The organism is Terrabacter sp. 01T434, assembly GCF_056398545.1.
Genome location: NZ_JBFTPP010000002.1, coordinates 56,845 through 68,404, shown reverse-complemented (window position 1 = coordinate 68,404; position 11,560 = coordinate 56,845). Strand labels below are relative to the sequence as shown.

Annotated in this window: 10 protein-coding genes; 4 read left to right on the top strand and 6 right to left on the bottom strand. The window is 70.8% G+C overall.

The window, feature by feature from the left end; translation table 11 throughout:
* Positions 1 to 34 precede the first annotated feature (34 nt).
* The 3 genes from AC1DIW_RS05520 to AC1DIW_RS05510 are packed head-to-tail and all read right to left on the bottom strand — an operon-like array spanning position 35 to position 3,618.
* A complete protein-coding gene (locus AC1DIW_RS05520; protein WP_478106769.1) occupies positions 35 to 565 on the bottom strand; it encodes a cupin domain-containing protein in 531 nt (176 codons plus the stop codon).
* A complete protein-coding gene (locus tag AC1DIW_RS05515) occupies positions 562 to 834 on the bottom strand; it encodes a hypothetical protein (protein ID WP_442278718.1) in 273 nt (90 codons plus the stop codon). The genes AC1DIW_RS05520 and AC1DIW_RS05515 overlap by 4 nt, the downstream gene beginning before the upstream one ends.
* A 60-nt stretch (positions 835 to 894) precedes the next feature.
* Positions 895 to 3,618 (bottom strand): helix-turn-helix transcriptional regulator, encoded by a 2,724-nt coding sequence (locus tag AC1DIW_RS05510; RefSeq protein ID WP_478106768.1) that lies wholly within the window; start codon positions 3,616 to 3,618, stop codon positions 895 to 897.
* A gap of 137 nt (positions 3,619 to 3,755) precedes the next feature.
* Here AC1DIW_RS05510 and AC1DIW_RS05505 point away from each other — a divergent pair, with 137 nt between their 5' ends.
* Complete coding sequence (locus tag AC1DIW_RS05505) at positions 3,756 to 3,935, top strand: hypothetical protein (protein ID WP_478106767.1); 180 nt, start codon at positions 3,756 to 3,758, stop codon at positions 3,933 to 3,935.
* A 36-nt stretch (positions 3,936 to 3,971) separates the two neighbouring features.
* Here AC1DIW_RS05505 and zwf read toward each other — a convergent pair whose 3' ends face one another.
* Complete coding sequence (zwf, locus tag AC1DIW_RS05500; RefSeq protein WP_442278720.1) at positions 3,972 to 5,405, bottom strand: glucose-6-phosphate dehydrogenase; 1,434 nt, start codon at positions 5,403 to 5,405, stop codon at positions 3,972 to 3,974.
* Between the two features lie 91 nt (positions 5,406 to 5,496).
* Between zwf and AC1DIW_RS05495 the strand changes: the two genes are divergently transcribed.
* Positions 5,497 to 5,760: a GlsB/YeaQ/YmgE family stress response membrane protein gene (locus tag AC1DIW_RS05495; protein ID WP_478106766.1), complete on the top strand. Its 264-nt coding sequence runs from the start codon at positions 5,497 to 5,499 to the stop codon at positions 5,758 to 5,760.
* Positions 5,761 to 5,811: 51 nt separating this feature from the next.
* Here AC1DIW_RS05495 and AC1DIW_RS05490 read toward each other — a convergent pair whose 3' ends face one another.
* Positions 5,812 to 7,470: an ABC-F family ATP-binding cassette domain-containing protein gene (locus AC1DIW_RS05490; protein WP_478106765.1), complete on the bottom strand. Its 1,659-nt coding sequence runs from the start codon at positions 7,468 to 7,470 to the stop codon at positions 5,812 to 5,814.
* Positions 7,471 to 8,003: 533 nt separating this feature from the next.
* Here AC1DIW_RS05490 and AC1DIW_RS05485 point away from each other — a divergent pair.
* Positions 8,004 to 8,903 (top strand): ABC transporter ATP-binding protein, encoded by a 900-nt coding sequence (locus tag AC1DIW_RS05485; RefSeq protein ID WP_478106764.1) that lies wholly within the window; start codon positions 8,004 to 8,006, stop codon positions 8,901 to 8,903.
* Complete coding sequence (locus AC1DIW_RS05480; protein WP_478106763.1) at positions 8,900 to 9,757, top strand: ABC transporter permease; 858 nt, start codon at positions 8,900 to 8,902, stop codon at positions 9,755 to 9,757. The genes AC1DIW_RS05485 and AC1DIW_RS05480 overlap by 4 nt, the downstream gene beginning before the upstream one ends.
* Positions 9,758 to 9,950: 193 nt before the next feature.
* Here AC1DIW_RS05480 and AC1DIW_RS05475 read toward each other — a convergent pair whose 3' ends face one another.
* On the bottom strand, positions 9,951 to 11,537 hold the full coding sequence (locus AC1DIW_RS05475) for a catalase (protein ID WP_478106762.1): 1,587 nt from the start codon (positions 11,535 to 11,537) through the stop codon (positions 9,951 to 9,953).
* Positions 11,538 to 11,560 lie beyond the last annotated feature (23 nt).

Below are 11,560 nucleotides of genomic sequence, written 5' to 3'. Positions count from 1 at the left end.
CACTGCGCGTGCCCGCGTGCCTTGCGTCAGGCCTTCAGTTGGGGCAGACGGCCGGGTTGGGATTCGGCTTGTCGATGCGTCGAGGGAAGCCCGCCGGCACGAACGAGACCACGTAGACGTGGTCAACGACCTTGGTGTTGTTGCGCACGACGTGCAGGTCCCCACCTTCGTCCACGAAGGTCGATCCGAGCGGGGACCCGGGCCCGTACAGCTGCGGCTTGCAGGAGGGTGCGTGGTAGACGCTCAGCATGCCTGACTTGACGATCACCAGGCTGGGTCCCGGATGGCTGTGCCAGCCGAAGGTGCCTCCCGGCGCGATGATGTTCTCGAGGATGTGGACATCGGTGGCTCCTTGGGCAGAGATCCTGACCCTCCAGAACTCCTTGGCGGCACCGGGGTCCACGTCGGTCTTGGCCTTGACATCGATCCCGCCCTGGAAACGCCCGACGACCGGCGACCATGGTGGGTTGGTGACGCCCGAGGGTGGGGTCGCACTGGCGGCCCCGCCGTAGAGGGCGGCGCCCGAGAGCCCCAGAACAGCCGCCACGATCAGTTTCCGTCTCATTGTTCCGTCCCTTTCGACATGAGGGCCTCGACCACACGGATCGGGTCGAGCCCGGCGCCCTGCGCGGTCAGCGCAGAGTGGTGTGCCGACGGCGCGCGGAAGACGTAGAAGGAGGTCTCGTCCTCGGGGACGTGGATCACGAACTCGAATCGGACGGTCGTGCCCTCCCGCGTCAGCTTCGCCGCAGCCGCTCGGACCCGGGCCTCACGGGCACGGCGCTCTCGCGTCTCTTCCCGAGAGAGGTAGGTCTCGACGACGTAGTTCGGCATGCCTGACGGTAGGGCGGTGGCCGGTCGGGAGGAATCGTCAGAACCCCTCGACATTGCGCTCTATGGCTGGTCAGCGGTGTGGAACCGGCCGGCGAGCTCCGTGCGCGACCGCACGCCGAGCTTGAGGTAGATGTGGGTCAGGTGGCTCGCCACGGTGCGCTCCGCGAGGAACAGGGCGGCTGCGATCTCGCGGTTGGTCCGACCCTCGGCCACGAGCGAGGCGACGCGCTGCTCGGCCGGTGACAGTCCGTCGGCGCGCGTGCGCCCACCGATGTGGCCGAGCTCGGCGCGGGCCGTCTCGGCCCAGCAGCCGGCGCCGAGCGCCTCGAAGGTCTCGAGGGCGTCCGCGGTCGCCGCTCGGGCCGGGCTCTTCTGCCGGGCGCGCCGCCTGACCGTGCCGAGCATCAGCTGCGCGCGGGCACGGCCGAAGGGATCACCGACGGCACCATGCTCGGTGACGGCCTGCCCCAGCAGCGCCAGGGCACCCTCGACGTCCCCGATGGCCGCCGCGACGAATCCGCGACATCGGGTCACGTGAGCCAGCGTCCACTCACGTGCGGTGCGGGTTGCGTCCGTGGCCCAGAGGTCGAGGAGGTCGACGGCGTCGTCGACGCGGCCGTGCTCGAGGAGGAGCTCGACGTGGTCCGGCGTCCACCACCGCACGCTCGGCTCGCTCCAGCCCAGCACGGCCGCCGTCCGGTCGGCCTGGGCGAGATGACCGAGAGCGGCGGAAGGATCCCCACTCCACCGGGCGACAATGCCCAGCACCGCCACGTGCTGGGGCGGGTGGAAGCCGAACTGCTCGTCGGCCAGGACCATCGCGCGCTCGGTGTGCTCGCGGGCCAGCTCCAGCTCACCTCGATGCACGGCGATGACGGCGATCGGCAGGTGGTCCTGCGGCACCTCGTGGCCGTACTGGCTGGCGATCTCGTGGGCGTGGGCGGCATGCTGCCCAGCGAGCTCCCAGTGCACCGCCCAGAACTCGACCCAGGCGAGTCCCCACAGCGCGCGAGCACTCCGTGGCTCGTCCCGTTCCGACCACGCGGCGTACTCGCCGTCGAACAGGGCGCGGGCCTGTCCTCTTGTCGAGACGGGCGCCAGGGTGTGCACGATCGCCAGCGTCGCCTCCTGCACCAGCCGTTCTCCGCCGAGGGAGCTCGGCAGGTGCTGGGTGAGGGATACCAGATCGGCCGGCGTCGGTGCGGGGCCGGCGAACCAGTCGAGGATCGCCTGGACAGCCCGGGCCCGCGATCGAAGCCCAGCGTCGCCCAACCCCTCGGCGAGCTCGAGGGCCGCAGCCGCATGGTCGAATCCCGGCTGGAAGCGCATCGCCCAGGCCAGCCGGCAGTGGATCATCGACTGGAGCGCGGGTGAGCTCGTCTCCCTCAACGCCTCGAGGAGGAACTCGGCGACCCTGTCGACGCTCAGCTCGGCCAGAAGAACCAGGGCCTCCGCGCGCCAGTAGCCCAGCTCCGTCTGCTCCATGAGGTCGGTGGCCATGGTCCGCGCGCGCGTCCACTCCCCGGCGACCTGATGGGTCCGAGCCGAAGCCAGCGTTCGGCGACATCGTGCCTCGGGCTCGTCCGACGGGGTCAGCCTGAGGGCATGCTCGGCGAGCTCCGCCGCGGCCGCCACCGCCCCGCGCTCGCGCGCCAGCACCACCGCTTCGTCGAGCACGCACGCCACCTCGGCGTTCGCGTGGTCCTGTGACAGGGCCAGGTGGCGGGCCCGGACCAGAGGGTCCTCGGACAGTCGAGCCACCGTCGCGTGAACTCGCCACCGGCTTTCGCCGAGGTCGCGGTACACGACCGAGGCCAGCAGCGGGTGGGTGAACCGGATCGTCCCGTCGATCAGCTCGATGACGTGCGCAGCGACGGCAGGTTGGACGACGCTGGGCTCGATCCCGGTCCGCTGCAGCATGGACTCCGGGAGCGAGCCGAACGCCGCCACGAAGGACAAGGCCTGCAGGGTCGGGCCGGGCAGCCCGGCGATCCTCGCACCCAGCAGGTCCTCGAGCGTCTTCGGCACCGGGAACGGCTCTGACGGGGTGCGGTCCGTACTCAGGACCCGGGCCAGCTCCATGGCGAAGAACGGGTTCCCGCGCGACTGCTCACGGATACGCAGCAAAGTCTGCCGGCCGAAGCTGGTCCCGAGGCGGTCGAGGAGCAGACGGTGCAGGGCTCCGACGCTCAGCGGCCCGACCGGCAGGCGCAGCAGGTGCTCTGGAGGGAGCGCGTCCTCAACCGGGTGGGGCTGCGGACTGTCGAGCAGCCGCCGAGTGAGCAGCACCAGAACCGGACTGGTCCGGAGCCTGCGGAACGCAAAGGCGAGCGCGGCGGATGAGGACGCATCCAGCCACTGGACGTCATCGACGGCAACCAGGACCGGTGCGTGCTCGCCGAGCTGCTGGAGCACATCGCGCACCGCGAGGGCGACGGCACGGTGGTCCACCGGGGCGCCGGAGCCCGGGTCTCGGAGCATCGCGACGCCGAGCGCACTGCGCCGGGGGGCCGCCAAGGTCGGCAGCGCCTCGTCGAGGACCTCTTCGAGCAGATCGCCGAGGCCGACATGGACAAGGGTCCGCTCCGCCTCGGCCGGCCGCGACGAGAGCACCCTCAGCCCCCGAGCCCGAGCCTGGGCCACGCCCTCGAGCCAGAGCGTCGACTTGCCGATGCCCGCTTCACCCTCCAGCACCAGCGCGGAAGGTGAGTCGGGCACCCCGGCGACGAACGCGGAGACAGACGCGCGCTCCACGTCCCGCCCGACGGTCTCCGACCCCGACATGCTCCCGCCTCCTCTGGAACGGGTCTCCACTCGCACCGGTCGCCACGCCTTGCCGGGCAGGCGATCCCTCGAGAAGCCACCACCCACTATCCGGCACAGCAGGCGTGTCCGGCTGTCGAACGAGGATCACCGACCACGTGGGCGATCTGCGAGACCGCAGGCCGCCCGTGCGGGCCCGAGGGGTCGCACCCTGCCAGCCGTCACGGGCGACCGGCCCGGCGCGTCAGGGGGTCGTGCACATGTTCGGCATGAACAGCATGGAGCGCTACCCGTTCAGGGGATTCACCCTGCAGCGCGCCGTCGACGGGCCGCGCTGACCACGCCTCACGGCATACGCCCTCGGTCGGTGCAGCTCAGGCCCCGGCGAGGTTCGGGTCCCGCCATCGGCGCTCGAACGGCAGTCGCCAGGTGAACGGGGCGACGAGCTGGTGGATCTGGTTGGGGCCCCACGTGCCGGGGTCGTAGGGCCGCACGACGGGCGGGTTGTCGAGGAGCGGCTGGGAGATCTCCCAGAGCCGCTCGATGCCCTCGGCCGAGGTGAAGAGCGTGCGGTCGCCGCGGGCGGCGTCGTAGATGAGTCGCTCGTAGGCCTCGAGCACCGCTCCGGCCCAGTCGGTCTCGCCCATGGAGAACTGCATCGACAGCTTGTCGAGCTTCATCCCCGGGCCGGGACGTTTGCCGTAGAACGACAGGGACATCCGCGACCGGTCGGCGAGGTCGAAGGTGAGGTGGTCGGGGCCGTTGTCCCCGACGCCCGAGCCCGCCGGGAACATCGAGCGCGGCGGCTCCTTGAACGCGATCGAGATGATGCGCGCACCCTCGGCCAGTCGCTTGCCGGTGCGCAGGTAGAACGGCACGCCGGCCCAGCGCCAGTTGTCCACGAAGCACTTGAGCGCGACGAACGTCTCGGTCTGGCTGTCGTGCCTGACGCCCGGGACGTCGCGGTAGCCGACGTACTGTCCGCGCACGACGTCGTGCGGCTCGATCGGTGACATCGACCGGAAGACCTTGTTCTTCTCCTCGCTGATGGCCGCCGGCTCGAGCGCGGTCGGTGGCTCCATGGCCGTGAAGGCCAGGACCTGGAAGAGGTGGGTGACGACCATGTCGCGGTAGGCGCCGGTGCTCTCGTAGAAGTCGGCCCGCTGCGCCAGGCCGAGCGTCTCGGGCACGTCGATCTGGATGTGGTCGATGTGGTTGCGGTGCCAGATCGGCTCGAAGAGCCCGTTCGCGAAACGAAAGGCGAGGATGTTCTGCGCCGCTTCCTTGCCGAGGAAGTGGTCGATGCGGAAGATCTGCTCCTCGTCGAAGACCTCGTGCAGCTCGGCGTTGAGCGCTCGGGCGCTCGCGAGATCGGTGCCGAACGGCTTCTCCATGATGATCCGGCTGCGCTCGACCAGGCCGCCGGCGGCGAGCTGGCGCACGACCGTCAGCGCCGCCTTGGGCGGCACCGAGAGATAGTGCAGACGTCGCGCGCCCTCTCCGAGGATGGCCTCGGACTCGTCGACCGCAGCCCGAATCCCTTGCGGTCCAGCGCTGCCCGGCACCCAGTGGATGCGGTCGGCGAACTCGCGCAGGTCATCGTCGGTGACGGAGTGGCTCGAGTGCTCGCGGATGGAGGCGAATACGAGGTCGAGGAACTCGTCACGGCTCAGCTCGTCGAGCGACGTCGCGACGACCCGCAGGCCCTCGAGCAGCTGCGACTCGTGCAGGTGCAGCATGCCCGGGAGCAGCTTGCGCTTGGCGAGGTCTCCCGTGGCGCCGAAGAGGACGACCGTGGTGGCTGGCATGGGTCCAGAGTGGCCCAGATCGGGCGCCAGCGGGAGGTGCTTTCTCGCCGAACACCTGTGCCGGGAGGAGATGCAGCCCTAGGCTCAGAGCATGCTCATCATCGGCATGATCCTCCTCGGCATGCTCGTCGGCGCCGCAGCCCAGCTCCTCCTGGGCCGGGAGGGCAAGAGCATCGACTGGACGATGGCGATCGTCGCGGGCCTCGTCGGCTCGTTCGTCGGCGGCCTGCTCGCGAGCCTGCTCGCGGGTGACGGCATCCAGCTGCGTGCGAGCGGCATCATCGGCTCGATCGTCGGCGCCGTGATCGTCACGGGCGTGTGGCGCTGGAGCCGCACCCGCAGCGTGACGCGCTGAGACGTCGGGCGAGCGCCCCCAGCGTTCGAGCGGCCACCGCTGTCGCCGGCCTCACAGCGTCTCGACGCGCACGCGGCCCCGTGCGACCACCCACCGGTGGGTGAGGCGTATGCCGTCCAGCAGGCTCTCGTCGTGGCTGACCACGAGCACGGTCCCCCCGAAGGCTGCGACGGCGGCCTCGAGCTGCTCGATGGCGTCGACGTCGAGGTGGTTGGTCGGCTCGTCGAGGACGAGGACGTTGACCTCGCGGCCTTGGAAGAGCGCCATGAGGGCCCGGGTGCGCTCGCCCATCGACAGGCTCCGCGCGGGCCGTGGCACGTGCTCGGACCCGAGCCCGAACTTCGCGAGCAGCGTGCGCACGTCGGCGACCGGCCACTCCCTGGACGTCTTCGGGTCGGGACCGAGCTCGCGCCGCACGACGTCGAGGACCGTCGCGTCGTCGTCGAGCAGGTGCCGGCGCTGGTCGATGACCCCGACGGCGACGCGGGTGCCGAGGGACTGACGCCCCGAGACGAGCGGCAGGTCACCGAGCAGGGCGCCCAGCAGCGTCGTCTTGCCCGAGCCGTTCTCGCCCACGACGGCGATGCGGTCGCCCCGACCGACGACGAGGTTGACCGGGCCGAGCCGGAAGCCGTGCCGTTCGACGACCGCGTCGGACAGGGTCGCCACGACGTCGGCGGAGGGGCGCCCCTCGGTGATGGCGTAGCGCAGCTGCCACTCCTTGCGCGGCTGCTCCACGGCGTCGAGCCGGTCGGCGGCCCGCTCGAGTCGGCCGCCCTTGGCGGCCTGACGGTCGGCCCGGGCCTTGTGCTTCTCGCGGATGTGCTTGTCCGGCTCCGTGCCGAGGGCGACGTTGCGCCGGCCCCTGTCGGCCCAGTCGTGACGTTGCCGGGACTGCGCGAGCAGCGAGTCGCGCTCGGCGGCATACCCCTCGTAGGCCTCCCACGCGTGCGCGCGGGCGAGCTTTCGTTGCTCGACGAACGAGCTCCAACCGCCGGCGTAGTGGCCGATGCGCTGCTGCTTGACGTCGAGCTCGACGACGCTCGTCGCCACCGCGTCGAGGAAGGTGCGGTCGTGGCTCGCGATGAGGATCGGTCCCTCGTGGGTCCGGACGAAGTCGGCCATGAGGGTGAGGCCCCGCGCGTCGAGGTCGTTGGTCGGCTCGTCGAGCAGGAGCACGTCGTACTGGCTGAGCAGCACCGCGACGAGGCAGGCCCGAGCGGCCTGCCCGCCGGAGAGGGTCCCGAGCGGACGGTCCGTGGCGACGTGCAGCCCGACCCGGGCGGCCACCTCGGGCAGGCGTTCGTCGAGGTCGGCGGCGCCGAGGGCGAGCCAGCGCTCGAGCGCCGTGGCGTAACGGTCCTCGCTGCCCTCGTCACCGGCCGCGATGGCTGCGGACGCAGACTCGAGCTCGGCGTCCGCCGCGGTGACGCCGGTGCGCCGACGGGCATACGTCAGCAGCGTCTCGGACGGGTCGGGCGCGACCTGCGGGAGCCAGCCGATCGTCGCGTCGCGCGGGGCGAGGCGGATCGAGCCGGCCTCGACGGGCAGCTCGCCGACGATGGTGCGCATGAGCGTCGACTTGCCCGACCCGTTGGGGCCGACGACGGCCGTCACGTCGCCGTCGGCGAGCGTCAGGTCGAGGCCGGAGAAGAGGGTGCGCGCGCCGAAGGCGACGTCGAGGCCGGAGAGGGTGAGCGTGCAAGACATGAGAGGTCCTTGATGGTCGGCAGGGCCCCGCGGGTGACGTCGGACGATGGTCGACGGGTCAGCGGCGGGCGGGCTCGAGGCATCAGGAGATCCACACGGGAGCGACCCTAAGGGGCGTCCCCCGGGCGCGTCCACCACTTTCCGGCTCCCCCGCGCCGGAACCCCGCCGGGGCGGAGTTGTTGAGGCCTGGAGGGGTGGTTCGGGCGCCATAAGTCCGCCGGGGCGGAGTTGTTGAGGCCTGGAGGGGTGGTTCAGGCGCCATAAGTCCGCCGGGGCGGAGTTGTTGAGGCCTGGAGGGGTGGTTCAGGCGCCATAAGTCCGCCGGGGCGGAGTTGTTGCGGTCGGTGGGAGGGGTGGGGCGCGGACGCGGCGGGACGGCATACGACCAAGGTCTGCTCTCGCACCCGACAGGGGCCGCCGACCCTGAGCACGGACCCTGACTCCGGTCAGGGTCGGGTGCGACCTTGCTAGGGGTCGGAATCAGGCTTGTGACGGATGTGCGACCCCGCCCGCCTTCGGGAGGGTGGAGCCCATGATCACAGTGGAGCGACTCACCAAGCGCTACGGCCCGTTCACGGCCGTCGACGACGTCTCGTTCGAGGTCAAGCCGGGCCTCGTCACCGGCTTCCTCGGACCCAACGGTGCCGGCAAGACGACCGCGATGCGCGTCATGGCCGGCCTCACCCCCGCCACCTCGGGGCGGGCCACGGTGCTCGGCAGGCCGTATGCCGCCCTGCCGAACCCGGGCCGCCACGTCGGCCTTCTGCTCGACGCGTCGGCGCAGCACGCCGGCCGCACCGGCCGCGAGGTGCTGACCCTCGGCGCGATCCTCATGGGAGTCGGCAAGCACCGCGTCGACGAGATGGTCGAGCTCGTCGGCCTGACGGAGAAGGAGGCGAACCGCCGGGTCCGCAACTACTCCCTCGGCATGCGCCAGCGCCTCGGCATCGCCCACGCGCTCCTCGGCGACCCCGAGGTCCTCGTCCTCGACGAGCCGGCCAACGGCCTGGACCCGGCCGGCATTCGCTGGATGCGCGACCTGCTGCGGGGCTACGCCAACGAGGGCGGCACGGTGTTGCTGTCCTCGCACCTGCTCAACGAGATCGAGCGCGTCGCCGACGAGATCATCGTCATCGGCCACGGCAAGATCGTCGCCCAGGGCACCAAGGACGAGCTGCTCGCCGGCGCCGGCACGTTCACCCGCTCCACCGACGACGACGCGCTCATGGCCGCGCTGGCCGAGCAGTCGATCGTCGCGCAGCGCACGCCGACCGGCGGCCTGCAGGTCGAGGCCGAGCCGATCGCCGTCGGCCGCGTCGCCGTCGCCCACCAGATCGTCCTGACCGAGCTGCGCGGCGCCGACAGCCGGGGTCTCGAGGAGATGTTCCTCGACCTCACGGCCGACGCTGCCCGAGAGGAGGTGGCGGCATGACCGCGACCACGACCACCACCACACCCGCGACGCCCACCGCGCCCGTCTCCAAGAACGCCGAGTCGGCGCTCCCCACCCACGCCAAGGTCCCGAGCCGCATCGACGGCCCACGCCCCACCACCGGGGTGCCCTTCGGCCGCCTCGTCCACGTCGAGCTGCGCAAGATGCTCGACACCCGCGCCGGCCGCTGGCTGCTGATCGGCATCGGCGCGATCATCGCCATCGCCCTGACGATCATGTTCTTCAACGAGGGCGGCCAGCACGCCTTCGGTGAGTACCTCCAGGCCACGACGATGCCGATGGCGCTCATTCTGCCGGTCGTCGGCATCCTCGCCGTGACGTCGGAGTGGAGCCAGCGCACGGGCCTGGTCACCTTCGGGCTCGAGCCGCGCCGCATCCGCATCGCCTGGGCCAAGCTGCTGTCGGCGCTCGTCGTCGGCGTCTGCGCCTTCGCCCTCGCGCTCGTCCTCGCGGCCCTCGCGCACCAGGCCGCGATCACCTTCCGCGGCATCACCGGCGACTGGTCGACGGACGCGCTCGTGCTCCTAGGCGCCGGTGGCTACGTGCTGCTCGGCATCGCCCAGGGCGTCGGCTTCGGCATGCTCTTCAAGAACACGCCGGCCGCCGTCGTCGTCTTCTTCGTCCTGCCGACCGCGTGGTCGATCCTCGGCTCCATGGTCTCGTGGCTGCGCGACGCCGCCACGTGGCTCGACCTGAACCAGACGATGAACCCGCTCTTCCAGGGGTCGCTGACCAGCCAGCAGTGGGCGCACCTCGCCACGTCGGTCGCCCTCTGGGTCGTCGCGCCGCTCGCCGTCGGCATCTGGCGCCTCACCCGCGCCGAGGTGAAGTAGCCCACCCCCCGCTCCAACCGTCGAGAGGCCGCGTGTGGTCGCCTCGCGCACGTCGAGAGGCCAATCCTCGCGACACGGCGTGGCCTCTCGACTGGCCGGACCCGGCCACACGTGGCCTTTCGACGGTCCACCACGAACGAGAGGTGTGCCGTGTGCCCGACGGGGGCACACGGCATACCTCTTCGGGGCGGTGTCAGTGCTCGGCGTTCGTGTCCGTCTCGACGACGGGGTCGGTGACCACCTTGGCGTCGTCGGCGTCGCCGCCCGGGTTGGCGCCGCCGAGGCCGGCCCGGACGAGCTCCTCGATCTGCTTGCCGGTCTCGGCGTCGACCTGCTTCCAGTAGTCGAAGGCGCGCTCGAGCACCGGCGGCTTCACGCCCCCGAGCAGGTGCCCGGCGACCGTCTCGGTGAAGGCCTCGCGCTGGGCGTCGTCCCACACCTCACGGACGAGCCGCCCGGCCTGGCCGAAGTCGTCGTCGTCCTCGCGCAGCGTGTAGGCCTGACGCACCATGGCGCCGTCGGTCTCCCAGCCCTCCTCGACCTCGCCGACGTGGTCGGCGTAGCCGCGGCCCTCGCTGTTCGGCGCGTAGACCGGGGCGTCGCCGCGGTGGTCGTACGCCATCGGCCCGTCCTGCGTGTACGTGTTGAGGTTCTCGACGCGGGGACGGTTGACCGGCAGCTGCAGGTAGTTCGGGCCGATGCGGTAGCGGTGCGTGTCGCTGTAGGCGAAGACGCGCCCGAGCAGCATTTTGTCCGGTGAGAAGCCGATGCCCGGGACGATCGCGGACGGCTCGAAGGCCGCCTGCTCGATCTGAGCGAAGAAGTTGTCGGGGTTGCGGTTCAGGGTCATCGTGCCGACCTTGATGAGCGGGTAGTCGCTGTGCGGCCACACCTTCGTCAGGTCGAAGGGGTTGAGGTGGTAGGTCTTCGCGTCCTCGTAGGGCATGGCCTGGATCGACAATGTCCAGCTCGGGAAGTCGCCCGCGTCGATGGCCTCGTAGAGGTCGCGCCGGTGGTGGTCGGCGTCCTGCCCGGCGATGCGGGTCGCCTCCTCGCCCGTCAGTCCCTCGACGCCCTGGTTGCTGTGGAAGTGGTACTTCACGAAAGTCTTGTCGCCCGCCGCGTTGATCCAGAGGTAGGTGTGGCTGCCATATCCGTTCATGTGGCGGAAGGTCTTGGGGATGCCGCGGTCGCCCATGAGGTAGGTGACCTGGTGCGCCGACTCGGGGTTGAGGCTCCAGAAGTCCCACTGCATGTGGTTGTCGCGCAGGCCCGAGCCGCCGCGGCGCTTCTGGCTGCGGATGAAGTGCGGGAACTTCATCGTGTCGCGGATGAAGAAGATGGGCGTGTTGTTGCCGACGAGGTCGTAGTTGCCCTCGGTCGTGTAGAACTTCAGCGCGAAGCCGCGCGGGTCGCGCCACGTGTCGGGGCTGCCCTGCTCGCCGGCGACCGTCGAGAAGCGCGCGAGCATCTCGGTCTTGACGCCCGGCTGGAAGAGCGCCGCCTTGGTGTATGCCGTCACGTCCTCCGTGGTCTCGAACGTGCCGAAGGCGCCCGAGCCCTTCGCGTGCACGTTGCGCTCGGGGATGCGCTCGCGGTTGAAGTGCGCCATCTGGTTGGTGAAGTGGTGGTCGTGCAACAGGATCGGGCCGTCCGGGCCGACGGTGAGCGAGTTGCGGTCGCTCGGTGCCGGTGCGCCCGTCTCGGTGTGCGAGCCGAGCTCGGCCTCCGTGCTCGGTGCCGTCTCGATCGACTCGCGTGACTGCGTGCTTTCGCTCATGTCTGCTCCTTCGACGTCGGAGT

What these genes read in the sequence shown, in the direction of transcription:
- AC1DIW_RS05520 (WP_478106769.1), bottom strand. Translation starts at nt 565, where the DNA reads ATGAGACGGAAACTGATCGTGGCGGCTGTTCTGGGGCTCTCGGGCGCC.
- AC1DIW_RS05515 (WP_442278718.1), bottom strand. Translation starts at nt 834, where the DNA reads ATGCCGAACTACGTCGTCGAGACCTACCTCTCTCGGGAAGAGACGCGA.
- AC1DIW_RS05510 (WP_478106768.1), bottom strand. Translation starts at nt 3,618, where the DNA reads ATGTCGGGGTCGGAGACCGTCGGGCGGGACGTGGAGCGCGCGTCTGTC.
- zwf (WP_442278720.1), bottom strand. Translation starts at nt 5,405, where the DNA reads ATGCCAGCCACCACGGTCGTCCTCTTCGGCGCCACGGGAGACCTCGCC.
- AC1DIW_RS05495 (WP_478106766.1), top strand. Translation starts at nt 5,497, where the DNA reads ATGCTCATCATCGGCATGATCCTCCTCGGCATGCTCGTCGGCGCCGCA.
- AC1DIW_RS05490 (WP_478106765.1), bottom strand. Translation starts at nt 7,470, where the DNA reads ATGTCTTGCACGCTCACCCTCTCCGGCCTCGACGTCGCCTTCGGCGCG.
- AC1DIW_RS05485 (WP_478106764.1), top strand. Translation starts at nt 8,004, where the DNA reads ATGATCACAGTGGAGCGACTCACCAAGCGCTACGGCCCGTTCACGGCC.
- AC1DIW_RS05480 (WP_478106763.1), top strand. Translation starts at nt 8,900, where the DNA reads ATGACCGCGACCACGACCACCACCACACCCGCGACGCCCACCGCGCCC.
- AC1DIW_RS05475 (WP_478106762.1), bottom strand. Translation starts at nt 11,537, where the DNA reads ATGAGCGAAAGCACGCAGTCACGCGAGTCGATCGAGACGGCACCGAGC.